The organism is Pyxidicoccus caerfyrddinensis (assembly GCF_010894405.1).
GTDB classification, from domain to species: Bacteria; Myxococcota; Myxococcia; order Myxococcales; family Myxococcaceae; genus Myxococcus; species Myxococcus caerfyrddinensis.
On the sequence record NZ_JAAIYA010000009.1, the window covers coordinates 63,390 to 87,203 of the forward strand.

At 70.0% G+C, this 23,814-nt stretch carries 18 protein-coding genes and 17 tRNA genes; 27 read left to right on the forward strand and 8 right to left on the reverse strand.

From position 1 onward, the window contains the following. Positions 1 to 5: 5 nt before the first annotated feature. Positions 6 to 842 carry a phytochelatin synthase family protein gene (locus G4D86_RS22425; protein ID WP_163996055.1) on the reverse strand — a complete coding sequence of 279 codons (837 nt, stop codon included), beginning with the start codon at positions 840 to 842 and terminating at the stop codon, positions 6 to 8. Positions 843 to 1,266: 424 nt separating this feature from the next. Here G4D86_RS22425 and G4D86_RS22430 point away from each other — a divergent pair, with 424 nt between their 5' ends. From G4D86_RS22430 to G4D86_RS22445, 4 genes are all read left to right on the forward strand, one after another. After that, on the forward strand, positions 1,267 to 2,526 hold the full coding sequence (locus G4D86_RS22430; protein ID WP_240360412.1) for a reverse transcriptase family protein: 1,260 nt from the start codon (positions 1,267 to 1,269) through the stop codon (positions 2,524 to 2,526). Positions 2,527 to 2,639: 113 nt separating this feature from the next. Then, positions 2,640 to 3,944, forward strand: coding sequence for a S8 family peptidase (locus G4D86_RS22435; protein ID WP_163996057.1), 1,305 nt, complete (start codon positions 2,640 to 2,642; stop codon positions 3,942 to 3,944). Positions 3,945 to 4,128: 184 nt separating this feature from the next. After that, positions 4,129 to 4,377 (forward strand): hypothetical protein, encoded by a 249-nt coding sequence (locus G4D86_RS22440; protein ID WP_163996058.1) that lies wholly within the window; start codon positions 4,129 to 4,131, stop codon positions 4,375 to 4,377. A 9-nt stretch (positions 4,378 to 4,386) separates the two neighbouring features. Next, positions 4,387 to 4,968: a HesA/MoeB/ThiF family protein gene (locus G4D86_RS22445; protein ID WP_163996059.1), complete on the forward strand. Its 582-nt coding sequence runs from the start codon at positions 4,387 to 4,389 to the stop codon at positions 4,966 to 4,968. A 55-nt stretch (positions 4,969 to 5,023) separates the two neighbouring features. Here the strand turns inward: G4D86_RS22445 and G4D86_RS22450 are convergent, their stop codons facing one another. After that, positions 5,024 to 5,257, reverse strand: a complete 234-nt coding sequence (locus tag G4D86_RS22450) for a hypothetical protein (protein WP_147477335.1) — start codon at positions 5,255 to 5,257, stop codon at positions 5,024 to 5,026. 26 nt (positions 5,258 to 5,283) lie between these two features. Beyond that, positions 5,284 to 5,700: a nucleoside diphosphate kinase regulator gene (gene rnk, locus G4D86_RS22455; protein WP_163996060.1), complete on the reverse strand. Its 417-nt coding sequence runs from the start codon at positions 5,698 to 5,700 to the stop codon at positions 5,284 to 5,286. A gap of 505 nt (positions 5,701 to 6,205) precedes the next feature. Between rnk and G4D86_RS22460 the strand changes: the two genes are divergently transcribed. Then, entirely contained in the window at positions 6,206 to 7,612 is a 1,407-nt protein-coding gene (locus tag G4D86_RS22460) for a serine hydrolase domain-containing protein (protein WP_163996061.1), read from the forward strand. Between the two features lie 149 nt (positions 7,613 to 7,761). On the opposite strand, the gene G4D86_RS22465 is transcribed toward G4D86_RS22460, so the two are convergent. From G4D86_RS22465 to G4D86_RS22475, 3 genes are all read right to left on the reverse strand, one after another. Next, on the reverse strand, positions 7,762 to 9,549 hold the full coding sequence (locus G4D86_RS22465) for an SLC13 family permease (RefSeq protein WP_163996062.1): 1,788 nt from the start codon (positions 9,547 to 9,549) through the stop codon (positions 7,762 to 7,764). A 45-nt stretch (positions 9,550 to 9,594) separates the two neighbouring features. Beyond that, positions 9,595 to 11,301, reverse strand: a complete 1,707-nt coding sequence (locus G4D86_RS22470) for an HAD family hydrolase (protein WP_163996063.1) — start codon at positions 11,299 to 11,301, stop codon at positions 9,595 to 9,597. Between the two features lie 352 nt (positions 11,302 to 11,653). After that, positions 11,654 to 12,550: an alpha/beta fold hydrolase gene (locus G4D86_RS22475; RefSeq protein WP_240360413.1), complete on the reverse strand. Its 897-nt coding sequence runs from the start codon at positions 12,548 to 12,550 to the stop codon at positions 11,654 to 11,656. Positions 12,551 to 13,024: 474 nt separating this feature from the next. On the opposite strand from G4D86_RS22475, the gene G4D86_RS22480 reads away from it, so the two are divergent. From G4D86_RS22480 to G4D86_RS22580, 21 genes are all read left to right on the forward strand, one after another. Then, positions 13,025 to 13,109: transfer RNA gene (locus G4D86_RS22480), tRNA-Tyr, on the forward strand. A gap of 25 nt (positions 13,110 to 13,134) precedes the next feature. Continuing rightward, positions 13,135 to 13,209: transfer RNA gene (locus G4D86_RS22485), tRNA-Pro, on the forward strand. A 21-nt stretch (positions 13,210 to 13,230) separates the two neighbouring features. Further along, a tRNA-Ile gene (locus tag G4D86_RS22490) sits at positions 13,231 to 13,301 on the forward strand. A gap of 8 nt (positions 13,302 to 13,309) precedes the next feature. Then, positions 13,310 to 13,381: transfer RNA gene (locus G4D86_RS22495), tRNA-His, on the forward strand. Positions 13,382 to 13,455: 74 nt separating this feature from the next. Continuing rightward, positions 13,456 to 13,526 (forward strand) — tRNA-Lys (locus G4D86_RS22500). A 5-nt stretch (positions 13,527 to 13,531) separates the two neighbouring features. Beyond that, positions 13,532 to 13,602: transfer RNA gene (locus tag G4D86_RS22505), tRNA-Gly, on the forward strand. A 14-nt stretch (positions 13,603 to 13,616) separates the two neighbouring features. Beyond that, positions 13,617 to 13,688: transfer RNA gene (locus G4D86_RS22510), tRNA-Gln, on the forward strand. 29 nt (positions 13,689 to 13,717) lie between these two features. Beyond that, positions 13,718 to 13,789: transfer RNA gene (locus G4D86_RS22515), tRNA-Asn, on the forward strand. Between the two features lie 11 nt (positions 13,790 to 13,800). Further along, a tRNA-Cys gene (locus tag G4D86_RS22520) sits at positions 13,801 to 13,870 on the forward strand. A gap of 22 nt (positions 13,871 to 13,892) precedes the next feature. Continuing rightward, a tRNA-Phe gene (locus tag G4D86_RS22525) sits at positions 13,893 to 13,965 on the forward strand. Between the two features lie 107 nt (positions 13,966 to 14,072). After that, positions 14,073 to 14,146 (forward strand) — tRNA-Thr (locus G4D86_RS22530). 26 nt (positions 14,147 to 14,172) lie between these two features. Then, positions 14,173 to 14,243, forward strand: a tRNA-Ala gene (locus G4D86_RS22535). A 6-nt stretch (positions 14,244 to 14,249) separates the two neighbouring features. Next, positions 14,250 to 14,324, forward strand: a tRNA-Arg gene (locus G4D86_RS22540). A gap of 10 nt (positions 14,325 to 14,334) precedes the next feature. Then, positions 14,335 to 14,409, forward strand: a tRNA-Arg gene (locus G4D86_RS22545). Positions 14,410 to 14,426: 17 nt separating this feature from the next. Next, positions 14,427 to 14,498 (forward strand) — tRNA-Met (locus G4D86_RS22550). Positions 14,499 to 14,633: 135 nt separating this feature from the next. Next, positions 14,634 to 14,707 (forward strand) — tRNA-Leu (locus G4D86_RS22555). A 22-nt stretch (positions 14,708 to 14,729) separates the two neighbouring features. Then, positions 14,730 to 15,272, forward strand: a complete 543-nt coding sequence (locus G4D86_RS22560) for an HNH endonuclease (protein WP_163996064.1) — start codon at positions 14,730 to 14,732, stop codon at positions 15,270 to 15,272. 224 nt (positions 15,273 to 15,496) lie between these two features. Then, positions 15,497 to 15,582: transfer RNA gene (locus G4D86_RS22565), tRNA-Ser, on the forward strand. A 244-nt stretch (positions 15,583 to 15,826) separates the two neighbouring features. Further along, positions 15,827 to 16,438: a cytochrome C gene (locus G4D86_RS22570; RefSeq protein WP_163996065.1), complete on the forward strand. Its 612-nt coding sequence runs from the start codon at positions 15,827 to 15,829 to the stop codon at positions 16,436 to 16,438. 124 nt (positions 16,439 to 16,562) lie between these two features. After that, positions 16,563 to 19,385, forward strand: coding sequence for an AAA family ATPase (locus G4D86_RS22575; RefSeq protein WP_163996066.1), 2,823 nt, complete (start codon positions 16,563 to 16,565; stop codon positions 19,383 to 19,385). 36 nt (positions 19,386 to 19,421) lie between these two features. Then, positions 19,422 to 20,447, forward strand: a complete 1,026-nt coding sequence (locus G4D86_RS22580) for a DUF3592 domain-containing protein (protein ID WP_163996067.1) — start codon at positions 19,422 to 19,424, stop codon at positions 20,445 to 20,447. Between the two features lie 120 nt (positions 20,448 to 20,567). Here the strand turns inward: G4D86_RS22580 and G4D86_RS22585 are convergent, their stop codons facing one another. Beyond that, complete coding sequence (locus G4D86_RS22585) at positions 20,568 to 21,125, reverse strand: hypothetical protein (protein WP_163996068.1); 558 nt, start codon at positions 21,123 to 21,125, stop codon at positions 20,568 to 20,570. 211 nt (positions 21,126 to 21,336) lie between these two features. Between G4D86_RS22585 and G4D86_RS22590 the strand changes: the two genes are divergently transcribed. Next, complete coding sequence (locus G4D86_RS22590; RefSeq protein ID WP_163996069.1) at positions 21,337 to 22,551, forward strand: polysaccharide deacetylase family protein; 1,215 nt, start codon at positions 21,337 to 21,339, stop codon at positions 22,549 to 22,551. A gap of 111 nt (positions 22,552 to 22,662) precedes the next feature. Here G4D86_RS22590 and G4D86_RS22595 read toward each other — a convergent pair whose 3' ends face one another. After that, entirely contained in the window at positions 22,663 to 23,559 is an 897-nt protein-coding gene (locus G4D86_RS22595) for a MaoC/PaaZ C-terminal domain-containing protein (protein WP_163996070.1), read from the reverse strand. Positions 23,560 to 23,814: the final 255 nt, after the last annotated feature.

Below are 23,814 nucleotides of genomic sequence, written 5' to 3' on the forward strand. Positions count from 1 at the left end.
CACAGCTACGGCGTGCTTCGCGCTTGCGCCGGCCTGCCCTCCTTCACCAGCAGGTAGCCACGGTTCTCCTGCACGTCCGGCGTGCGCATGGACGCGAGGAGAGCGGTGGCCTTCACCCACGCCCAGCGCTGGTCCGTGGCGTTGACGTCCATGACGAGGAACGAGTCGGACTTCGCGTCATACGCCGCCAATGGGGAGACATGTCCGCCGCCCTGCTGTCCCAGCACGGGCCGGAAGTAGTTGATGATGACGTAGTCTCCCTCCGTCTTGAGGTTCTTCTTCAGCTCCTCACGGACGACAGCGTCCTTCAGCGAGTCGTTGAGCACGCGCAGCTTCACGTCCAGCCCCTGCGCCGCGAGCATCCCCGCGAGCTGGCGAAGCTGGATGCCTGCGTCCGACTGACCACCCTCGCCGCGCGGCTGGCCGAAGACCTCCGAGCGGGTCTTCACCTCGCGCACCTTCTCGTCGAAGAAGTTGTTCTGCGTGTAGCGGTAGAAGAGCGGGTCGAAGCCCGGGGGCAATCGCGCGCGGTCCTCGGCGGACACGAGCGAGGGGTCCTGCGGCTTCGCCACCGCGTCATTCCCCATGCGCACGGCGTTGAGCACGATGACGGACGAGGTGGGGCCGCAGAAGGCCTTGTTGCCCTGGGACTCGAACTGGTTGGCCAGGTGGAAGAAGTCCACCTTGTAGCGACTGCGCTCGAGGCGCTTGATGGACTCGGGGGCCGCGAAGCTGACGACGACGGGGGCCGCGGGCCTGGAGCCCCTGGCGGGAGCCGTCATCGGCGCGAGGGCGGCGAGCCCACCGCCGAGCACGAGCAGCGTGGTGCGGAGCGTCTTCATCGATGCGTGGACCTGGGGTGTGTGCGTACGAAGCCGTGCGCACAGCCTGCCATGGGCCCGGACACGCCGGAAATCCAGCGCCGCCGCCTCCCTGCCTGCTCTTGGGAACACCGCGCGGCACGGTCCACTGTATCCGCCGCGTGCTACCTTCCGCGCCGTGCGGCGGTGGCCTCAACTCAAGGGGTGACGCAGTCGTCTTCGGGCGGCGCGTTCCCTCTCCGGGGCTACCCCGGGGATGCCGTGGGACGTCGGACTTCACAGCACATGCCCGGTAGTGCGCGTTGCGCACCGCGGGGCACGTAGGACAGGACAGGATGGGGCCCACCGCCGCACACCCGCCCCAGGCACGATGAAGAAGCCTCTTCACACCCTTGCCCGCGGACTCGCCAGCGCGCTCCTGGCAGGCGAATGGACGTCCATTGCAATGCACGAGCGCGCCGTCACCGCGCTCGGCCAGCATTTCCAGTGGCTCACCGGCGTCGTCCGAAATGTCCGCCGCGGCTTCCACCGTCCCCCCGTGGACGCGCCCGACACACTGGCCCGCTACATCGCGCACCTGCCCTCCTTCCGGCAGGCCATGGCCCATCCAGACACGCGCCCGCGCATCCGGCACTGGCTCGTCGCCCCCACGGACATGGGGCGCATGCGCTGGCCCGTGCCCGCCCTGCCCACCACGGGTGAGCTCGCCGCGTGGCTCGGCCTGTCCGACGAGGACCTGGACTGGCTGGCGGACCGCAAGGGCTACAGTCACTCCGCGCGTGACACGCGCCTGCTCCACTATCAATGGCGCTGGGTGCCCAAGCGCACGGGCGGCGTGCGCCTGCTGGAATCTCCCAAGGCCCGACTCAAGGCGCTCCAGCGGCAGGTGCTCCACGCCATCCTGGACGCCATTCCTCCCCACGAGTCAGCCCATGCCTTCCAGCAGGGCCGCTCCGTCCTCACCTTCGCCGCGCCCCACGTGGGCCAGCACGTGCTGCTGCGCATGGACCTGGAGGACTTCTTCACCTCCATCTCCGCCGGCCGCGTCTTCGGCGTCTTCCGCACCGCCGGCTACCCGGAGGCCGTGTCGAGCACGCTGGCCTCCCTCTGCACCCACGCCCTGCCCCTCCTCGTGCTGCGCGACATGCCGCGCCCCGCCTCCGTGGAGGACATCGACGCCCACTGGCGCGCACGGGCCCGCCTCTCCTCGCCCCACCTGCCCCAGGGCGCGCCCACCTCACCCGCGCTCGCCAACCTGTGTGCATGGGGGCTGGACGTCCGCCTGTCCACACTCGCCGCTTCCATGGGCGTGCGCTACTCGCGCTACGCGGATGACCTGGTCTTCTCCGGCGGCGAGGACTTGTCCCACGCCCTGGAGCGCTTCCGCCACCTCGTGGAGACCGTCATCCGCGACGAAGGCTTCGTCCCCAACGTCCGCAAGACGCGCGTGCTGCGCCAGAGCGTCCGGCAGCAGGTGGCCGGCGTCGTGGTCAACGCGCGTCCCAATGTGCCACGCGCCGACTTCGACACACTCAAGGCCACCCTGACCAACTGCATCCGGCAGGGCCCGTCGACGCAAAACCATACAGGTCATCCTGACTTCAGGGCGCACCTGGTGGGACGTGTTGCATGGGTGGCTTCCGTGCACCCACAGCGTGGAGCCCGCCTCCACGCGCTCCTCGACGCCATCGACTGGTCGCGTTGAGCACGCCTGTTCATTGACCGACCGCTGTCTCATCCCAGGGGGCCGAATCAGGGATAAACCGCCTTAAACGTCGATTCGTTTCACCCGGACAACTCCTTTCCCGAAGGTGAAACATGTATCGACACATCTTGAAGTGGACGCTCACCGTGGGCGCGCTGGTGTTCCTGGGTGGGTGTGCGTCGCAGCAGGCGCCGTGCAGAGACCCGGCCGCGAAGCGAATCACCCTGAGCCAGCAGCGCACCGGAAAGTTCCTCACCGTCCGCAAGAAGGTGCCGGGCGAGTACATCATCGTGCTGAAGGCGCCGGAGCAGAGCGTGGCGCAGGTGGCGGTGACGCAGGCCACGCACAGCCTCACCGCGAAGTACGGCGGCAGCGCCTTCGCCGTGTACGAGCACGCGCTGCGCGGCTTCGCCAGCAAGATGAGCGAGGCCCAGGCGCGGGCCATGGCCAATGACCCGGCGGTGGCCTACGTGCAGGAGAACGGCGTCGTCTCCCTCGCCGAGAGCCAGCCCCGCCCCACCTGGGGCATCGACCGGGTGGACCAGCGCGACCTGCCGCTCGACCGGCTCTACATGTACACCGCCACGGGGCTGGGCGTGCACGTGTACATCCTCGACACGGGCGTGCGCTTCTCGCACCAGGAGTTCGGCGGTAGGGCCTCGCTCGGCTTCGACTCCGTGGGCGACAGCATGAAGGGCAATGACTGCCACGGCCACGGCACGCACGTGTCGGGCACCGTGGCGGGCAGCACCTACGGCCTCGCCAAGAACGCCAGCATCCACTCCGTCCGCGTGCTCGGGTGTGACGGCTCCGGCTCCACCTCGGGCGTCGTCGCCGGCATCGACTGGGTGACGAAGAACCACCAGTCCCCCGCGGTCGCCAACATGAGCCTCGGCGGTGACACCGACCAGGCCATCGACGACGCGGTCCGCCAGTCCATCGCCTCGGGCGTCACCTACGTCGTCGCCGCGGGCAACGAGGATGCGGACGCTTGCAAGCACTCGCCCGCGCGCACGCCGGAGGCCATCACCGTGGCCGCCACCGACGACGGGGACCAACGCGCGTCCTTCTCCAACTGGGGTGACTGCGTGGACGTCTTCGCGCCCGGCAACAAAATCACCTCCTCGTGGCACTACGGCGACGATGCGACGCGCGTCCTCAGCGGCACCTCCATGGCGTCGCCCCACGTGGCGGGCGTGGTGGCCCTCTTCCTCGAGATGAACCCCAAGGCCACGCCGGACGAAATCACCACCGCGCTCATCTCCAACTTCACCACCGACAAGGTGGCCAACCCCGGCTGGTGCTCGCCCAACCGGATGGCCTACTCGGGCTTCATCGGCGCCGTGCCCCTGCTCCCCACCGTCATGAGGGCGCGCATCCAGGCACCGGCTCCCGTCACTGATAGCACCCCGCGGTAACCCCTCCCACGCGGAGGTGCTCCAGGCAGCCCGGCTCCCCGCCTACGGGAGCCGGGCTGTCTGCTTTGCGGGCCCCGGGCCTCGGGAAACGTCAGGAAGCCCCCGCCGCCCGCGTCCCGGCGACAGTGCCCGGCCGGCCGCGCTCCTCGCGTCCCGCCCGCGGCGTGAGGAGGCACGAGAGGCCATGGCGACGCTCAACATCACCTATGACGGGATGTCCGCGGACGTGCCGGTGGAGCTGGACCGGCCGGTGTCGGACACGGACGTGCGGCGCATCGCCGCGGAGCTGGTGCGCTCCGGCGGGGTGCCCGGGCTGCACCTGAACCATCTGCGCGAGGACGCGTTCCAGCACTACGTGGTGGACCGGTTCCGCGGTGCGCGCGGCGACGAGCGCATCTACCTGCGCCCCAAGGTGCCGTTCGGCGCCCGGTGAGGTGAGGCCATGCGCATCCTCTTCTGTGGCGTGGGGGCCATTGGCTCCTCGGCGGCGGTGCTGTGCCGCAACCTGGAGGCCCAGCTGGCCTTCATCGACTTCGACCGGGTGGAGTCCAAGAACCTGCTCGCCCAGGCGTACGTGAAGCCCTCGGTGGGGAAGAACAAGGCCGAGGCCCTCAAGCTGCAGCTGCTCAACCTGCACGGCGTGAAGGCCGAGTCCTTCGGCGTGCGCCTCACCCGCGACAACGTGGAGGCGCTGTGCGGCGGGGGTGACTTGCTGGTGGACTGCTTCGACAACCGGGACAGCCGCCTGCTGCTCAGCGAGTACGCGCGCAAGGCGGGCAAGCCGCTGGTGCACGGGGCGGTGAGCGCGGACGGCACCTTCGGTCTGGTGCGCTGGGACGAGCGCTTCACCCCGGATGCCGAGGACACGGCGGGCCAGGCCACCTGCGAGGGCGGCGCGCACCTGCCCCTGCTGGGCCTGCTGGCCGCGACGCTCGCCCGCGCCGTGCAGGACTTCGTGAAGCACGGCGTGAAGCGCGATGCCCTGGTCAACCTGACGGCGGTCATCCCCACGATGGGCGCGTGAGAAAACAGAGGCCCCGGGGCTCACGAGCTCCGGGGCCTCTTGCGTGGACGGAGGTCTACTCCAGCGTGCGCAGGAGCACCTGGGCCAGCCTTCGCACGGCGTAGCCCTCGAAGTCGTCGACGGGGTCGAGGCTGGAGGGGAACACCTCGAGCAGGCTGTCCAGGAGCCGCTTCACCCGCCGCTGGCGCTCCTCCGTTCCAGACGTGTCGCCCCGGGCCCGCGCCGCGCTGTCCTCCTCTTCGAGCAGGAAAGCGGCGTGGAGGAGGTGCTGCCAGCGGTCCTCGCGCATGGTGTCGTTCCCGAGCTCGGACGCGCTCACAGATGGAAGTGTCCCGCGGCCTCGGGCTGGTAGGGCACGGCCACCACGCGCAGCCGGCGCCGACGGCCACCGGGCACCTCCAATTCCACGCGCTGCCCCAGCGACAGCCCCAGGAGGGCCACGCCCACCGGCGCGAGCACCGACACGCGGCCGGGAGCACTCCGCGAGTCCTTGGGGTAGCTGAGCGTCACCTGCTGGAACTCGCCCCTTCCCTCGTCCTCGAAGAGGACGGTGCTGTTCATCGTCACGAGGCCCGGCGGCACGGCCTCGGGGGAGGTGACGCGCGCCTTCGAGAGCTTCCACTCGAGCGCCTCGGTGTGCTCGGAGGGAGCGTCACTTCCGTGGAGGTCGAGCACCCGCTGCAGGCGCTCCAGGTCCAGCTCGGTGACGGCAACGGTATGTGGGGTGTGCATGGGGGTTCCTTTGCAATGAGAGACGGAGGCGGCAGGAGGATGGACGTGGGTGCGCCCCGACAGCGGTGGCGCTGTCGCGCACCCGGGGACGACGCCGAGGCTCAGGGCTGAATGGGAGGGGGGGACGCCGCACGCTAGGAAAGGCGCGTGGCGTCCGTCCCAAGCCAGGCCGTGGCCCGGCCGTGTGCGAGCAGGACCCGGCCGTCCGCGACCTGGCGGCTTCCAGTGCTCACCAGGGCTGACGTCACGAGGGCCATGAGGGCAATCACACCATGGAGGGCCGGGCGGCCCTCCCCATCCAGGCGAGTGAGTCTACCACGGGGCTCATCATCGCGGGTTGCAGGCTCCCATGAACGTAACGGAGCGGCCACTCCGGAGCCCAACGATACCCATCGTACGACAACTATCGTAGCTCCCCTCCTCCGAATCCTTTACCACCGTGGAAGGACGGTGGTCCCCTGCGCGGGCCCGTGGGCAATCCCTGCCCGGGGCCTCTGGAGCTCCCATGCGCGGTTCGTGGCAGTCCTTTTCCCTGGCGATGGTGTTCCTCGTGGGTCTGCTCGCGGGCCATCCCGCTTCAGCCCATGAACCGCTCCGTGAGCGCATCGAGTCCTTCGTGCGCGCGGAGCAGAAGCGGCAGAATGCGCCGGGCGTCGCGGTGGCCGTCGTCAGCCACGGCAGGGTCATCGTGGCGAAGGGGTATGGCCTCTCGAACCTGGAGCATCAGGTTCCCGTCACCCCGGACACCCTCTTCCAGTCCGGCTCCCTGGGCAAGCAGTTCACCGCCATGACGGTGATGCTCCAGGTGGAGGCGGGCCGCATCTCGCTGTCCGACAGCATCAAGAAGTACTTCCCCGACGCGCCCGCGACCTGGGCCCCCATCACGATTCGCCACCTGCTGACACACACCTCCGGCCTCGGGGACCTGGATGGGCTGATCGACGTGCGCAAGGACTACACGGACGCGGAGTTCGCGCAGTTCCTCTACACGCTGCCCCTGGACTTCCCCGCCGGCCTGCGATGGAGCTACAGCAACTCCGGCTACGTCCTGCTGGGCCTCCTGGTGAACCGGGTCGCGGGCACCTCCTACGTCAACGTCCTCGGCGAGCAGGTGTTCAAGCCCACCCGCATGAAGACGGCGCGCGGCATCAGCGAGGCGGACATCGTTCCGAACCGCGCGGCCGGCTACCGCATGCTCGACGGGGTGGTGAAGAACCAGGAGTGGGTCTCCCCCTCCCTCAACACCACGGGGGACGGCTCGCTCTACTTCTCCCTGAAGGACATGCTGGCATGGGATGAAGCCGTGGATGACCGCGCCGTCCTGACGAAGGCGAGCTGGCGGGACATCCTGACGCCCGTGAAGCTCGACAGCGGCGCCTCCTACCCCTACGGCTTCGGGTGGGTCCTCCAGGAGCGCAACGGCCAGCCCCTGCACCAGCACACCGGTTCATGGCAGGGCTTCATGTCCGCCTACTACCGCTTCCTCGGCGACGACCTCTCCATCATCGTGCTGCTCAACTTCAATCAGGCGGACCCCGCGGCCTTCGTCAATGGCATCGCCGCCATCGTCAACCCCGCGCTCGCCGTGCCTCCGCTGGCCGCCATTCCGGACCTCGAGCCGGAGGTCACCGCCCGGCTCGCGACGCTGCTCGAGCAGCTGCGGGCAGGAACGCTGAACCCGGCCGAGTTCGCGTACGTCCCCGGGTGGTTCTTCCCGGAGGCCGTGCCGTACTACCAGTCGCTGCTGCAGAGCCTGGGGCCGTCGGGACCGCTCGTCCTGGCGAAGCGGGAAGTGCTGGGCGATGACCGCGTCTACACGTACCTGGTGAAGGCCGGCTCCACGACGCTGCGCTACCGGGTGGCGATCATCCCGGATGGCCGGGTGTCCGCCTTCGCGCTGAGCCCGTACTAGTCCTCGGACAGCGTGTTCCTGGGGCGCTTCTCCAAGTGGGAGGCGCCTCGACATGCCGCGGTCCGACACGGCGAGCACGGCGGTCGTGCGCCAATACCGTCTGGCAACCGGCCGTGCCTCGCCGTCCGTGGACTGTCTTCCCCCATGCCTCACCGCCCGTGCAGAGGCCACACCCAGGGGACGAGCAGCACGAGCGCGGCGAGCATCAGCGCGGTGAGCGGCCCTCCGAGCCGGAGGAAGTCGCTGAAGCGGTAGCGCCCGGGCCCGTAGACGAGCATGCAGCTCGGCTCGAGGGGCGTGAGGAACGAGCACGACGCGGCGAGCGCAATCCCCATGGCGAAGCCGCGCGGGTCCACGCCCAGCCCCGACGCCGCGCTCAACGCCACCGGCAGCATGACGAGCGCCGCGGCCTGGTTGCTCATCGGGATGGAGAGGATGACGGTCAGCACCATCAGACACAGCAGCACCAGTCGGGGGCCACCCACCTCCGCGAGCCCCGCGGCGAAGCCGCCGAGCAGCTGCCCCGCCCCGCTCTTCTCCATGGCCAGCCCGAGCGCCATCATCGACCCGATGAGCAGCACCACCCGCCAGTCGATGCGGAACACGAGCTTCGCGTCCAGGCACCCGGTGAGGACCATGAGCAGCACGCCGGCCACTCCCGCGAACGCCAGGGACACCGCGCCGCTCGAGCCCGCCACCAGCGCGGCGACGAAGATGAGGCCGGCGAGCAGCGCCCGCGAGCGGCGCGGCAGCGGCAGGAAGCCCAGGTCCGGCATCAGCAGCAGCGTGGGCTCGTCCACCAGCGCGTGAAGGCGCTCACGCGGGCCCGCGAGCAGCAGCGCATCTCCCGGCTGCAGCCGCACGTTCCGCAGGGAACCCAGTTCCTGGGAGCGCAGGGGCCGCTGGATGGACGGGTGGCGGTGCAGCGCCAGCAGGCGGACGCCGAAGCGCCGCGAGAAGCCCACGTCGCCCACCCGCACTCCCGCAAGCCCGCTCGTCGGCTGGACGATGGCCTCGGCGAGCACGGGCTCCGACCCGCGCCGCGAAGTGCGCGTGTCCACGCCGTGCGCCGTCTCCAGGCCGCGCAGCTGCACCGGACGCAGGATGTCCCGGCGCCGCCCGCTGAGGAGCAGCCGGTCCCCCGGCGAGAGGAGGACGCCCGGCCCCAGTGCCAGCATGGAGCCGGCCTGCGTGAGCGACACCACCTCCAGCCCCAGGCGGCGCTCGAGCCAGTCCAGTCCCTTCCCCACGAGCCGGGAGCCGTGGGGCACCCGGGCCTCGGTGACGAAGTGGCGGCCCTGCCCGCCGTCCGCCTCCGCGCCCGTGCGAACAGGCAGGAGCCGGGGCGCCAGGAGGACGACCAGCACGATTCCCAGGAGCGCCAGGGGCAGCCCGGCGGGTGTCAGCTCGATGAGGCCGATGGGCCCGAGGCCGAGGTCCTCCAGACGCGCGGAGACCACCAGGTTGGTGGAGGTGCCGTAGAGAAAGCCCATCCCACCCAACATGGACGCGAAGGCGAGCGGCATCAGCACCCAGCTGCGGCGCAGCCCCGCGGCCTTCGCTCCGCGCAGGACGACCGGCAGGAAGGCCGCCGTGGTGACCGTGTTCGAGACCACCGAGGAGAAGGCCGCGACCAGGACCATCACCCCCAGCAGGAAGCCCCTCGGCCCGAGCCGGCCCAGGTGGGACAGCCAGGCGCCGGCCCGGTGCATCACCCCCGCGGAGGCCAGCCCCTCGGTCATCGCCAGCAGCGCGAAGATGAAGATGACCGTCTCGTTGGAGAACCCGGCGAAGGCCTCCGCGGGCGTCAGCACGCCCGTGAGCCCCAGCAGGCACACCACGGCCAGCGAGGTGACCTCGAGCGGGATTCGCTCCAGGGAGAAGAGGACGATGGTCACCAGCACGATGGCCAGCACGAGCGAGATATCGGTGAACATGTGACGCTCCTGGGTGGATGCTCGGGCGCACCAGCCGCCCCCGCCTCAGGCCGCCAGCGCGTAATGGTGGGTGATGGCGCCGCACACCTCGCGGCGGCTGTCCGACGCGGGCAGCTCGTAGCGGCACTCGATGGCGGCGACCTTCCGGGCGAGCGCGTCGTCGTGCAGAACGTCCCGGAGCCAGCGTGAGAAGTCTCCGTTCCAGAGGTGGAAGAGCCAGGTGTCGTCGTCCACCTGCGCCGCCAGGCGGCAGAAGGCGCGCAGGTTGTGGGCTCGCGGGCTGGTCCGCCCGCGACGGCCCCGGAAGGTGAAGCCGAGCGCGCCCAGGTCCCCCTCCACCTGCTCGGGGACACGGCGCAGGCGCTCGGCCCGCCGCGGCGGGGCCCGGAGCCGCAGCGGCCAGCGCCCTTCCGCGATGAACCAGGCGAGCACCGCATGCTCCGCCCCCGCGGACAGGGGCAGGTGCAGCGCCGTCTCCTCGATTGCACCGGCGAGCTGCTGGAGGGCCCGGGCAGGCGCCGGCCCCACGCCCACCGCTACATCCATCTGCTCGAGGATGGGGCGCGCCACCGCGCCCGGGTCTTCGACCCGCAGGAGTGTCTCCCCGAGCTTCGGCGCGTCGCGAAGCGCGTCCCGCGCTCCGGCGGGCCACAGGCGCTGCGCGCCGTTGACGATGAGCCAGTGGGGGCGCCCCGTCCGCAGCCGCATCCCCTCGAGCGCCGGCAGCAGCTCGCGGAAGAAGCCGGGCTGCGCCTCGGGCGCCAGCGCGGCGAGGCTCACCACGGGCTTCACGGCAGGGGCCGTCAGCGCCGCCATCACCTGGGACACCCGGGGGACGTGCAGCCTGTCGCCCAGCTTCACCATGTCGTCGCGCGGCTCGAAGTCCCCGATGCAGTCGATGACGCAGGGCTGGTACCTCCGCTGGAGGAGGCGCTCGAGGAAGCCCTGCACGTAGCTGGCCCCCTCGTCACCGCGCGGTCCGACGACGAGGAGGTTCTCTCCGTACGCGGGGATGCCCACGCGCTCACCCGACGGGCCATACCCGAGGGTCAGCGAGTCTTGAGGTGTCCACACCCCGTCCGTCCGGAGGTCGTGCTGGACCAGCTCCTCGACGAGCTCGACCACCCCCGCGCCCGCCGCGCCGCGCGTCGTGAAGGCGGCCCGCTCCTTGAGCGCCGGCAGGGCGTTGGCGACGGCCACCGCGCACTCACTCACGTCGAGCAGCGAGTGGTCGTTGGCACCGGCGCCGAGGCTGACGACCTCGTGCACCGACATCCCGAGCGACAGCAGGGCCTCACGCAGTCCCTCTCCCTTGTTGATGCCCGGCGGCACGGCGAGAACGCGCTCCCCGGCGAAGATGACCTGCAGCTCGAGGCCCAGCTCGCCCACGGCCTCCACGAACGCGCCGGCCTGGGCGCGCGGGGCGTAGACCACCGCCTGTCCGCGCACGAGCGGGGTGACACCACGCTGGAGCATCGCGCGGACGAAGGACTCGGGAACCGGGCGGCACAGGGCCGTGCTCTCGCGGCGCGCGGGCCAGTAGAGGAGCGCGCCGTTCTCCGCGACGACACAGTCGAAGAGCTCCAGGGACGAGAAGACAGACGTGAGGTCCGCGAGCCTCCGCGAGGTGACCAGGATGACGCGGCGCCCGGTGTGGCGCAGGCGCGAGAGCGCCGCCAGCGCGGCCTCATCGGCACGGCCGCCGGTCGCAAGGGTTCCATCCAGGTTCATGGCAAGGGCGAGGTAGCGCATGGCTCTCCCGGGGGCAGGGGGTGGGATGACGACTCAGGGGGGAAGGTCGGAGCGACATGTGGGGCGGGGCCCCACGGCACGGCACTCCCGCGTGCTGTCACGCGGTGCGGCGAGCACGAGCTCCACTCAGCAAGCGCGAGACCCCTCTACGAGCGAGGCGTCCCTGCGCGAGCGAGGAGCCAGGCGGCTGCCCGGTGACGGATGCACGAACGAAGGCGCAGCCCGGCCCGGCGGGTGTGGTGCTTCCCCTGGGCTGGCAGCGACAACGTGGGCATCTCGACCTCCTCCTGAGCAACCCCTCCTGCGCGACGCTTCTTCCCCCTGCTCTCCCTTACGGCGCCAGGGCGCGGCCTCAGGCGGAAGCGTCGACGAACCCGCTGATGGCGGGAATCACCTTCCCGGGCGCCTCCTCCATCAGCCAGTGCCCAGAGCCCGTCACCACCTCGCCCCGGACATCGGAAGCCACCTGCTCGACCTGTTCGATGAGGAACCTGCCGCCGGACTTCTCGCCGGCGAGGACCAGCACCGGCATCTCCAGGCGCTTCGTGCCCAATTGGGCGAAGTCCCGGGCATCCCGCTCGAAGTCGCGGAAGTACTCCATGCCGGCGCGCATGCCTCCCGGCTGCGCGTAGGCCGCCGTGTAGATGCGGCGGTCCTCCTCCGGCACCGAGTGTTGGGGGTCGGCCGCGAAGTCATTCCAGAAGTGCTCGAAGTAGATGCGCTCGCGCCCCTGGACCAGGGCCAGCGGCACTTCGCCGAAGAAGTGGAAGTGCCACGTGTCCTTCGCGAGCCCGAAGTTCCTCCAGTTCCCAATCCCGGGCAGGAAGGCATCCATCAGCACCACGCGCTCGGTCGCCTCCGGGGACTGCGCGGCGAAGGCATAGGCCACCATCATTCCAATGTCGTGCCCGACGATGGTGACGCGCTCGAACCCCAGGGACGACACCAATTCGTGGATGTCCACGGCCATGTTCTTCTTGTCGTAGCCGGACACCGGCTTGTCCGAGCCCCCTGCACCGCGCAGGTCCGGGACGATGACCGTGTGCCGCCGGACGAGCAACGGCATGAGGGAGTGCCACGCGTAGCCCGTCTGCGTATAGCCATGGAGCAGGACCACCGGACTGCCCTGGCCACCCGTGAGGTAGTGCAGCCGGACGCCGTTGACGTCGGCGAAGCGCTCGGTGAAGCCCTCGGGGATGTGGCCGTTCCAGGCACCGGGCGGGGAGGCTTCCGCCCCCTCCTTCGCCACTGCCTGGCCTGCCCCTCCTTCAGTGGCGCTGGCGTCCGTGACCTGCTTCCCCTCGGGCCTCATCGGTTTGCTCATGCCCGCAAACGTAGGCACCGGCCCCTGGCCCCGGCGGGACACACCGCCGAGCAGGCGCGGGCTCGGAGGGCCCCGCACGGAAAAGAAATCAGAGCGCTGTCAGGGACGAATTATCGCCGCGTCAGTCCCCCATGAAAGGAGCGGTGGCCATGAATACGACGAACCGGAAGAGCCCGACGCAGTCCCAGTTGAAGAACAACCCCTGGCACAGCATCTCTGTCCTCCCGTGCATGCGCCCCGCCGCCGTCCCAAGCTTTTCCGTGGGACTCCGCTCGTATCACGGCCTCTCGCCCGACTCCTGCTGACGCTCCCGTCGTGTCTCCGACACGCGAAGCCATGCAGAGGCCGGGCTCCCCAAAGGGACCCCGGCCTCTCGGCTTTTGGGCTCCCGCTCCATCCGGGGACGTAGAGCGTTACGGAGACGCGCCAGCCTGTAGAGCTGGAGCCCGAGAGGGCCCGCTGGGTTCGACTCCCAGCGTCCCCATCACCGCAGATTCGCAGCACCACTCCTGGGTGTAGCTCAGTCTGGCCAGAGCGCACGGTTCGGGTCCGTGAGGCCGCAGGTTCAAATCCTGTCACCCAGATACGCAACACATTGCAGTGCACGGGGTATGGCTCAAAGGCAGAGCTCCCGCTTGATAAGCGGGCGGTCCCGGTTCGACTCCGGGTGCCCCGACTTCATGTTGGCCAACGGCGAATGGTGAGCCACCGGGATGTGACCCCGGGGAAGAGGGTTCGATTCCCTCTGGTCAACCAGCAGCAACTCTCTGACAACTGAATCGCAGTGGTGAAAGCACGCCGCCCGCTCACTCCAGGGGCGGCACGCAAACACCTCCGTAGCTCAACGGCTGAGCACCCGGCTCTTACCCGGGCGGTGAGGGTTCGAATCCCTCCGGAGGTACTCACGCGGGTGTCGTCCAGCGGCAGGACTTCGGTGTCCCATACCGACGACACGGGTTCGAATCCCGTCACCCGCTTTCACGTCTTCTCTACCAGGGTGGTCAAACGGCTACGACGGCGGATTCTGACTCCGCAAGCGCAGGTTCGATTCCTGCCCCTGGTTCTCGATAGCACGCAGCAAGCGCAGCACATTCCCCGGTAGCTCAATGGCAGAGCACGCGGCTGTTAACCGCGGGGTTGAAGGTTCGAGTCCTTCCCGGGGAGCTGATTCACATGGCCTGTTCCGCCTGGGGCGGCAGCGGTCTGCAAAACCGTTTGAGGCGGGTTCGACTCCCGCACTGGCCTCTCCGTCTCACAAGAAGCATCTGCCGGCCTGGCGTAGGTGGTCCGCGCGCCTGTCTGAAGCACAGGAGGACTCGGTTCGATTCCGGGGGCCGGCACTCGCAGCACGCAGCAAGCAGCACCTTCATAGGCCGCGCTCCGGGGAGCAGCCTCGACTCCAAATCGAAGCCAGCGGGGATCAACACCCTGGCGGCCTGTCTCAGACGCTCCTGTAGCTCAGCTGGTAGCAGCACCGGTTTCGTAAACCGGGGGTCGTCGGTTCGAACCCGACCGGGAGCACTCGTCGCACCGCGGTACCGTTTCATGGGGCCATGGCTCAATGGGAGAGCGCTCGGCTTGCACCCGAGATGTCCGGGTTCGAATCCCGGTGGTTCCACTTCACGCCTCTGTAGCTCAGTTGGATGAGAGCGCACGGTTCCGAACCGTGAGGCCGCAGGTTCGAGCCCTGCCAGAGGCAACTGCCACACGCTTCCGTAGCTCAGTGGATTCAGAGCGGGCGCGTCCTAAGCGCACGGTCGCAGGTTCGAGTCCTGCCGGGAGCACATACCAACGTCTTTGATGCGGAGTGGGACCGGACGTCCCACCAGGCCTCATAAGCCCGGGTCGCAGGGTTCGACTCCCTGCTCCGCAACTTTCATGCACGCCGAGCCAGCTGGAGACGGCGACGGTCCCACACACCGTATCTGCCGGGTTCGATCCCCGGGGCGTGCACATGCAGTCGCAGTGAGTCGTACAGAGGTGTGGTCAGAAGAAGCTCCCGAAGCACGTCCACGTAGCCCAATTGGGAGAGGCCGCCGGCTCAAACCCGGCCGAGTGCGAGTTCGAATCTCGCCGTGGACATCAACCCGAGAGGCGCCGTGTCATGGAGACGCTGGTACTGAGTCAATCCTACGAGCCCGTCGCGCGGGTCCCCTGGCAGCGCGCGGTGATGTTGATCTTCCAGGGCAAGGTCGAGGTGGTCGAGGAGTACGAGGACCGCTTCGTGCGCTCGGTGACGGTGGCGGTGAAGATGCCGTCCGTCATCCGCTTCATCCGCGGGCTGCGCCGGGGTCCCAAGGGCGTGAAGTTCAGCCGGGAGAACGTGTACCTGCGCGACAACTGCCGCTGCCAGTACTGCGGCAGCAAGGTGTCGCGGCCCGAGGCCACGTACGACCACGTCCTCCCCCGCGCGCAGGGTGGCAAGACCTGCTGGGAGAACGTCGTCATCGCGTGTGTGCCCTGCAACCAGAAGAAGGGCAACCGCACGCCGGTGGTGGCGAAGATGGCGCTGCGCAGCACGCCGGCGAAGCCGAAGAAGCTGCCCGAGGCACTGCACCTGACCTTCCTGTTCGAGAAGGGCATGCCCGTGTCGTGGGCCAAGTTCCTGGGTGACATGGCGTACTGGCACGTGGAGCTGGAGGAGTGAGGTCGCGGAGCAATAGGGGAACCACCAGAGGTGGCCCCTAGGAAGTCCCACCAGAGGTGGGCCTCCCGCTCCACGCGGACCTCCCCGCGCGCCGGCAGGCGGGAACGCTGCTGCCGGCACTTTTCACCTGGGAGGTCGACGCCGGAGGCCGGCGGCCCGTTTCGAAAACGGTGCGAGCGCACTGCGCTTGGGGTTCGAGTCCCCTGCCTTCCGCTGTCTTCTCTGGAGCATGCAGACCGGGTGGCCGGTCGCCTGGTTGGAAACCAGGAGAGCCCCTCGTGGGCTCGTGGTTCGACTCCACCCTGCTCCGTCTTTTCTGGAAGTTGGACTGGCGATGGCGCCTGGCCCCGCTGCTAACGGGTGCGAGCCGGAACTCCGGCTTGAGGTTCGAGTCCTCCGACTTCCGCTTTCCATGCCCCGTGGGGCAGTGCCGTGCTTCGGGTGTACACCGGGCGACTCGGCCCCCACACCGGCACGCAGCATGGCCGCGCGCCTCGCCGTCCCTAGCCTCCCGCCACCGGGACCTCCCGGGAGCAGGGAAAGGATGCGCGCACATGAAGGACTTCCGGATGGGCCACTGGGCGGCGGCGGGGCTGGGGTTGCTCACCGTCACGACGGGACTTGCCCTCGGCTGCGGGTCGGACGGCACCACGTCGGACCTTCCACAGGACGAGCAGAGTCAGGTCCCGGTGGGAGCCGAGGACCGCGAGCGCATCGAGATGGGACTGATGCACTCGCCGGTGCCCGTCAACCTGACGGGGCTGGACCGGGACCTGGTGGGACTGGGCAGCTACATCGTCAACTCCCAGGCCGCCTGCAATGACTGCCACACCAACCCGCCCTATGCCCCCGGCGGCAACCCCTTCCTGGGAGAGCCGACGCAGGTGAACACCGAGAACTTCCTGGCGGGCGGAATGCTCTTCCTTCCGGGTGGTGTGGTGTCCCGGAACCTCACCCCCGACGCGCAGGGCCTGCCAGCGGGTCTCACCTATGAGGAGTTCCTCGCCCTGATGCGAACCGGCCGGGAGCCGAGCGGGGACATCCTCCAGGTGATGCCCTGGCCCATCTACGGGATGATGCGGGACGCGGACCTGCGGGCCATCTACGAGTACCTGCGGGCCATTCCCCCGGCCCGGCCTGGGCCGGCGCCCGCCCCGACACCCTGAGAGCGGCCACTCGCCGCCCGGCCCCGGCCTTCCGGGGCCCGCTGGCGACTCCTCGGGATTGCGCGCTCACCACGGCGGTTCAGCAAGGTTAGAGTGCGCAACCGGCGAGGGGGCGTCTGACGACATGGCGACGAGGAAGAGCGAGGACCAGGAACGGCTCATCGACCGCGACCTCACCGCGCTGGCGCGGGAGGGCAAGCTGCCGGCCGCCCACGGCGTGGACGCCGCCGTGACGGAGGTGCTCGGCCTGCTCACCCGGGGCGGCAAGCACCCGCTGCTGGCGGGCGAGCCCGGCGTGGGCAAGAGCGCCCTCGTCCAGGAGGTGGCGCGCCGCATCGCGGAAGGGCGCGTGGACGCCGAGCTGGCCCAGGGACGGCTGGTGGAGGTGTCCGTCGCCAACATCCTCGCGCGCAGCACCCAGCGCCAGGCCGCGGAGAGCTTCGAGGAGCTGCTCGCGCACCTGGGCCGTCACTCCTGTCCCATCGTCTACATCCGCGACTTGCCGGCGGCCCTCGGTGGCCCCCTGGCCCCGGTGGCCGTGCGCGCGCTGCGCACCGGCGGCCTGCGCTTCATCTTCGAGACCGAGCCCAAGCGCGTGCAGGAGCTGCTGCGCTCGGACGAGGCGCTCGCCGAGCGGCTCCACCTGCTGCCCCTGCACGAGCCCCCGCTGGAGAAGGCGCGCTGGGTGCTGGGACGCGTGGCGGAGGAGCTGGAGAAGGAGCTGCGGCTGCCCATCGACCCGGCCGCGTGTGACCTCGCCCTGCGCCTGTCGGCCAAGTTCCTGCTCGCGCAGCGGATGCCGCGCAAGGCGATTGAGCTGCTCAAGGAGACGGCGGCGGAGGCCGCGAGCGCGGCCAAGGACCATGTCGGTCCCGAGGACGTGCTCACCCGCTTCTGTTCCGCCACGCGCCTGCCGCGCTTCGTGGTGGACGACGCGATGCCGCTGGATTTGGACGAGACGGAGCGCTTCTTCGGGGAGCGGCTGCTCGGCCAGACGGACGCGGTGGGCGCGGTGCTGCGCTCGGTGGCGCTGCTCAAGGCGGGCCTCAATGACCCGCGCCGCCCGCTGGGTGTGTTCCTCTTCGCGGGCCCCACCGGTGTGGGCAAGACGCAGCTGGCGAAGCTCTTGGCGGAGTACCTCTTCGGCTCGGCGGACAGGCTGGTGCGCCTGAACATGGCGGACTACCCCAACGACGGTGACGAGAGCGTCCCCTTCGGCGCGGCGTGGGCCCCCGCGCTGGAGACGCGGCGGGGCGAGCTGAGCGCGCTGCTCGATGGAAAAGTGTTCACCGTGCTGCTGCTCGACGAGTTCGAGAAGGCGGCGCGCAGCGTGCACGACCGCTTCCTCCAGCTCTTCGACGAGGGCACTTTCGTCAACGGGGCGGGTGAGACGGTGTCGTGCAACAACACGCTCATCGTCGCCACGTCCAACGTGGGCGCGGAGGTGTACCGCGAGTCGGGCATGGGCTTCGTGGGCCACAAGCGCGCGGAGGAGATGGTGACGGAGGTGGACCGCCGCATCGGCGAGTCCTTCCGCCCGGAGTTCCTCAACCGCTTCGACGCCATCTGTCACTTCCGGCCGCTGTCCAAGGTGGACATCCGCAAGATTGCCCAGCGCGAGGTGGGCCGCGTGCTGGAGCGCGAGGGCATCCGCGCGCGCTCGCTGGACGTGGAGGTGACACCGCAGGTGGTGGACCTGCTGGTGGAGCGCGGCTACTCGCCGCAGTTCGGCGCGCGCTACCTGCAGCGCGAAATCGAGAAGACACTCACCGCGGCGCTGGCGGTGGAGATTGCGCGCAAGCCGCTGCCTCCGGGCACACCGGTGCGGGTGGAGACGCGGCCCGGAAGCCGGGTGGTGGCCGTGGCCGAGCCCCCCGCCGCGCCGCCCTCCCCCACCGCGCAGCTGCTCCTGCCGTCCGCCCGCGCGGCCCCGGTGAAGCGGCGGCTGGACCGCAAGTCGCTCCTGTTCGAGATGGACCGGCTGGTGGGCAAGACGCGCGCGCTGGCGGTGTCCTCGGGCCGGCCGGAGCTGGAGACCCGGCGCGCGGCGCTGCTGGCGGAGACGCAGGCGCCCAACCTCTGGGATGACCCCACGCGCGCGGCGGAGGTCATCCGCGCCTTCCGCTCGGTGGAGGCGCACCTCAACGAGTTGGAGCGGCTGGAGGCCGCGTGCCTCTTCGCGCGCCGGCTGGTGCGCGAGGCGAAGAACGAGGTGCAGCTCGCCTCCGCGGCGAAGCAGGTGGAGGACGTCGCGCGCGAGGTGCAGATGGCCGAGGCGCTGCACGCGTCCGGAGCCACGCAGCAGGACAACGAGGCGCTGGTGGACATCTGCGCCAGCGACGCGGCGGAGGCGCAGGACGCGTGGGTGCAGGAGCTGGCCACCATGTACCTGGGCTGGGCGCAGCGGCGCGGCTACGAGGCCGTGGCGGTGGCCGAGGCGGAGGAGCCCGCGCGCGTGGTGGTGCGCATCGCCGGCCCGGGCGCGTACGGCTTCCTCGCGGGCGAGGCGGGCCTGCACCGGCGCCTGGAGGACGAGAAGCGCCAGCGCGCGTACGTGCGCGTGCACCGCGGCGGCGCGCTGGAGGAAGGCGACCTGGAGCTGCTGGACGTGCAGGGCCGGCCGGTGAAGAGCCACGAGGGCTCCTACCTGCAGCGCGTGCGCACGGAGGTGACGGTGAAGGACGAGTCCACCGGACGCGTGCTCACCCTCACCGGCGCGGGCGAGCTGGATGAACTGAAGGACATCGCCGCGCGCTGTGTGGCCGGCCAGGGTGGCTCCACGGACGAGGCCCGGCGCTACTACGTGGGCCGGGGCGCCCGCGTGGAGGACCCGCGCACCGGCGCCGGCAGCCCGCGCGTGAAGGACGTGATGCGCGGCGAGCTGGACGTGTTCATCGCCGCGTGGATTTCGCGTCCCCCCGCGGAGCCGCCCGCCACGGGGAGCTGAGACGGAGGCCGCCCGCGCTCAGGCTAGGATTGGCCCATGCTCCGCAAGACGGGCCCGACCCTCTTCTTCGCGTTCCTGCTGCTCTTCTGGTCTCTCATCACCCTGACGGTGGATGGGCTTGCCCTCCACGGCATGGTGAAGAGCCTCCGGGCGACGGCCTGGCCCGCGGCCCAGGGCACCATCACCCACAGCTCCGTCAGCGCGTCCCGGGGCAGCAAGAGCACCACGTACAAGCTGGCCGTGCGCTACAGCTACTCCGTCGACGGCAGGCCGTACGAGGGTAACCAGCACCGCTTCTCCAGCTGGAGCACCTCCAACAGCGGTGCGGCGGAGGCGCTGGTGCGGCGCTACCCCGTGGGCTCGCCCGTCACGGTGTTCCACGCTCCGGATGGCAGCGACTCCGTGCTGGAGCCCGGCATCCACGGGGGAGACCTCCTCGTGCTGCTGTTCCTCATGCCCTTCAACCTGGTGATGGTGGGCATGGCGCTCGGCGGGTTCCGGGGCCGGCGGCCGGAGGACACGGCGGTGGTGCCCGTGCAGAAGGAAGGCAGACTGCACGTGGCGTTCAATGACATCTCGCCGAAGCTCGCTGGGGCCTTGGGTGTGGGCGGCGCGAGCTTCGGGTCCGTGTTCCTCGTGGGCATCCCCACGGGCTTCGACCCGCCGCTGCCCGTGGCCCTCGTCACCTGGGGGGCCGTCGTGGCCGCGGGGGTGTATGCGCTTCGGTGGACGCGGGCGCGCGTGGAGTCCGGCCACTACGACCTCGTGCTGGATTCACGCGCGCGGCGACTGTCCCTGCCTGCCATCTCTGGCCGCAACGCGCGGCTGGAGGTGGCGTGGGACGAAGTCCATGCCGTCACGGTGGAGCCCCACCAGCAGAAGACGGGCAAGGGCATCCGGACGACGTACCGCCCCACCCTTCAGCTCCCCGGAGATGATGGGCCTCGCCGGGAGGTCATCGTCGACGTGTCCGATGCGGAGCGCGCGGAGGCCGTGGCGGCGTGGCTGCGCTCCCAGTTGAAGCTCGGCAGGCAGCGCGGCGCGGCGGCGCTGTCCGCCTGAGCCGCGAGGGGCAGGAGCCACAGCGGGCGCTCCAGCGTGCTCGACTGCCCCTTTCGCGCCGCTTCCGGCGGGGGAGGGCTTGCCCCTCCACACCCCGCGCTCGGCCGGTGACACTCTTCGTCAGGGCGTACGGCCGGCCACCCTGGCCGGCGGGTTGCCCATGGCCTGGCTGAGCTTGCGGGCGCTGTCCGGGAAGGGGCCTCGGGCCACTTCCTGCCCGGCGGGGTTCAGCACCGCCGCGACGACCTGGTCGAAGCCCTTCTTCAGGCCGACGGACTGGTGAGGCTCACCCTTGGAGTCCGCCACCATGAAGAGCGACGCGTCCATCTCCGCCGGCGCCGCCTGCCCGTGCTCACGGAACTCCTTGCTCATCAGGTCGAGCGACTCCTGGTGGCTCTTCTTGATTTCACCCTTCGCCATGCCCTTGAAGAGGCCGGGCACGTCCCGCAGGTCCACGCGCACCACGACGATGGGCCGCTGCTCGCGCACGCCGTAGATGAACTTGTAGACATTCTGACGCAGCTCGTCACGAGTGCCACGATTGGCATAGAGCACCAGCGTGGGGCGCCCCTGGCCGATGGGAACCTCCCTGCCGAATACGTCCTTGAGCTCGGCAGCGGTGGCGGGGAGGGCCCCAAGCAGTCCCAACAGGCATGCGAGCGCCGCGATCTTCCTCATGTGACGTATCCCTTTCGTGAAGTGCTGCGAGTCCTGACGAACAGGGTGAAGCGCATCCTGAATCCCATCCTTTTCCGCCGGTTTATGGCCCCGGATGTGACCGCCAGGCGAGGACTGGCAGGCATGTCCGCTCGATTGCCCGGCGTGCGGGACGTCTGCTATCGCCCCTGCCTCCGCGTCACACCCGCGTGGCGCCGGGAGGGGGAACACCATGTTGGACTCACGCAAGGCTTTGAGAGGGATTGTCACACTGTGCTTCGTGGCGCTGGCGCTGCCCGCGTCCGCCGCCAATCCCTTCGAACAGGGGATGGTGACCATCACCCTGGATGACGGCTGGGCCACGCAGTACACGAAGGCGCGTCCGGCGCTCAACACGCGGAACATGGACGCCACCTACGCCCTCATCACCAACGCCCTCGCGCAGGGCTGGGGCGGGTACATGACCACGAACCAGGTGCGGACGCTCGTCACCGAGGGCAACGACATCGCGAGCCACACGCTCACGCACCCGGACCTGACGACGCTGACCGCGCCCCAGCTCACCTCCGAGCTGCAGGACTCGCAGGCGTGGCTGGTGAGCAACCTGAGCCTGCCCGCAGTGCCGCACTTCGCGGTGCCCTACGGCATCTACAACGGCACCGTGCTCACGGGCATCAAGCAGTACTACGCCAGCAGCCGCACCGTGAGCGCCGGCCGCAACTTCCGCGACACGGTGGTGTACGAGCTGCGCGCCAATGACGTGGCGCGCTCGGTGACGGTGGCCACGGTGCGCGGGTGGATTGACCAGGCCATCGCCGAGAAGAGCTGGCTCATCCTCGTGTTCCACGAGTTCGTGGACGGCACGCCCACGCGCGACACGCAGTACAAGACGGCCAACTTCACGGCCATCCTCGACTACATCCGGACGCGCGGCGCGCGCACCGTCACGCTGTCGCAGGGCGTGGCGATGATGGAGGGGAAGACGGAGCCGGACCCGACGGCGGGCCTGCCCATCTACGCGGACGCACTGGAGGGCGGCTTCCAGGACTGGAGCTGGGCGACGCACTCGCTCGACGAGACGGGCGTGGTGCACGCGGGCTCCAACGCCATCCGCTTCGAGCCGGATGGCTGGTCGGGGCTGATGTTCCACCACTCGGGGGTGGACCTGTCCGGGTACCAGGCCATCGAGCTGTGGGTGCACGGCGGCACCACGGGCGGACAGGCCGTGCAGCTGGTGCTCCATGACGGCACGCAGACGCTCGGGGCGGTGTCGCTGGACTCGGCGCTGGCGGCACCCATTGCCGCGGGCACGTGGCAGAAGGTGACCGTCCCGTTCAGCAGCCTGGGAATCTCTTCGGGGACGCTGGTGGACCTGTACTTCCAGGATGCGTCGGGCGGGGACCAGGGCACGGTGTACCTGGATGACATCTCGCTGATTCCGCGCTGAGCGCTCGCGCGGCGTGGGCCCCGGGGCATTGTTTCAGAAGCCGCCTCGGGGTGTGGCTCCGGGGCCCTGAAGCTCGGGGCGAGAACCGGTGGAGGAATGGGCAGACGTGGCTCAGGCGCCCGGAGACAGCACTCCCTGGACGTGGGGTTGGCCGTCCTCTGCTCTCACGCGGTAGGCCACCGCGCCATCGTTTCGCGGGGCCGTCTGGAACACCACGCGCGAGGGGAGCAGCAGTGGACGGCGGAACTCCGAGGTGAGCGTGAGGGCGGAGGCCTCCGAGGCCTCGCCCATCTCCGCCACGCAGCGCCCCACGGTCCACATGCCGTGCGCGATGGCGCGCGGGAAGCCGAAGAGGCGCGCGGTGAGGGCATACAGGTGGATGGGGTTGTAGTCCCCCGAGGCCCGCGCGTACCTCCGGCCCGTGTCCTCGGGCACCGTCCAGCTCGCGGGGCGGCTGTTCGCGAAGAGTGTGTCCTCTTCCGTGACGGCTGACGGGCTCACCGGCTTCGGCTCGCGCGGGCGCGCATCGGCGCTGGGGAGGCGGCGGAGCATGGTGGTGAGGGCGCTCCAGACGCGCGTGCCTTCCACTTCGACGTGGGTGTGCAGCTCCAACTCGCGTCCCTGCCGCACCTCGCGCTGGCCCTCCACCCACGTGTGCACGGAGAGCGCGGTGCCTTCCGCGAGCCGGCGGTGCTGGTGGATGCGATTGCGCACGTGAATCATGCCGAGCAGCCGGTAGGGAAAGTCCGGGTGATTCAGCAGCGCGATGTGCAGCGGCGCGGCGAGCACCTGGGGAAAGGGCAAGGGCAGATGTCCGTCGGCGGGGAAGCCGCAGACCTCGCGGTAGCGCGCGAGCTGGACCGGGTCCGGCGAGAAGTGCCGCAGCTTCACCTCCAGCCGGGGAACCTCGCCGGGACGCGAAGGGCGGCGGGCCACGGCGGCGCGCAGCAACTCCCGCGCGAGCGGCGGAGGCGAGGTGAGCTCGAGGACACGCGAAGTGGCGGACACGGAGGGCTCCTGTCGGGGAATCGGCCGGACGCGCCGCATGGCAGCACGCGTCGCTCCTGACGGGAAGCGGAGTCTCGGGCCCGGTGCATGGGAATCCACGCGGGTGGCGGGCCCTGCCTGAAGTTTCCTGGGGAAAGCAAGTCCCCGGGCCCCGGGGTGGGCCCCTTCTCATGGACACGGAGCGTGGGGGAACATCCCGGCCGTGTCCTGCTTCGATGAGAAGACCGCACGTTCGCTCGCCGCTGGGATGCTTCC

Bases quoted from the DNA above. Each gene is read 5' to 3' on its own strand.
- G4D86_RS22425 (WP_163996055.1), bottom strand. From the start codon at position 842: ATGAAGACGCTCCGCACCACGCTGCTCGTGCTCGGCGGTGGGCTCGCC.
- G4D86_RS22430 (WP_240360412.1), top strand. From the start codon at position 1,267: ATGCACGAGCGCGCCGTCACCGCGCTCGGCCAGCATTTCCAGTGGCTC.
- G4D86_RS22435 (WP_163996057.1), top strand. From the start codon at position 2,640: ATGTATCGACACATCTTGAAGTGGACGCTCACCGTGGGCGCGCTGGTG.
- G4D86_RS22440 (WP_163996058.1), top strand. From the start codon at position 4,129: ATGGCGACGCTCAACATCACCTATGACGGGATGTCCGCGGACGTGCCG.
- G4D86_RS22445 (WP_163996059.1), top strand. From the start codon at position 4,387: ATGCGCATCCTCTTCTGTGGCGTGGGGGCCATTGGCTCCTCGGCGGCG.
- G4D86_RS22450 (WP_147477335.1), bottom strand. From the start codon at position 5,257: ATGCGCGAGGACCGCTGGCAGCACCTCCTCCACGCCGCTTTCCTGCTC.
- rnk (WP_163996060.1), bottom strand. From the start codon at position 5,700: ATGCACACCCCACATACCGTTGCCGTCACCGAGCTGGACCTGGAGCGC.
- G4D86_RS22460 (WP_163996061.1), top strand. From the start codon at position 6,206: ATGCGCGGTTCGTGGCAGTCCTTTTCCCTGGCGATGGTGTTCCTCGTG.
- G4D86_RS22465 (WP_163996062.1), bottom strand. From the start codon at position 9,549: ATGTTCACCGATATCTCGCTCGTGCTGGCCATCGTGCTGGTGACCATC.
- G4D86_RS22470 (WP_163996063.1), bottom strand. From the start codon at position 11,301: ATGCGCTACCTCGCCCTTGCCATGAACCTGGATGGAACCCTTGCGACC.
- G4D86_RS22560 (WP_163996064.1), top strand. From the start codon at position 14,730: ATGGAGACGCTGGTACTGAGTCAATCCTACGAGCCCGTCGCGCGGGTC.
- G4D86_RS22570 (WP_163996065.1), top strand. From the start codon at position 15,827: ATGAAGGACTTCCGGATGGGCCACTGGGCGGCGGCGGGGCTGGGGTTG.
- G4D86_RS22575 (WP_163996066.1), top strand. From the start codon at position 16,563: ATGGCGACGAGGAAGAGCGAGGACCAGGAACGGCTCATCGACCGCGAC.
- G4D86_RS22580 (WP_163996067.1), top strand. From the start codon at position 19,422: ATGCTCCGCAAGACGGGCCCGACCCTCTTCTTCGCGTTCCTGCTGCTC.
- G4D86_RS22585 (WP_163996068.1), bottom strand. From the start codon at position 21,125: ATGAGGAAGATCGCGGCGCTCGCATGCCTGTTGGGACTGCTTGGGGCC.
- G4D86_RS22590 (WP_163996069.1), top strand. From the start codon at position 21,337: ATGTTGGACTCACGCAAGGCTTTGAGAGGGATTGTCACACTGTGCTTC.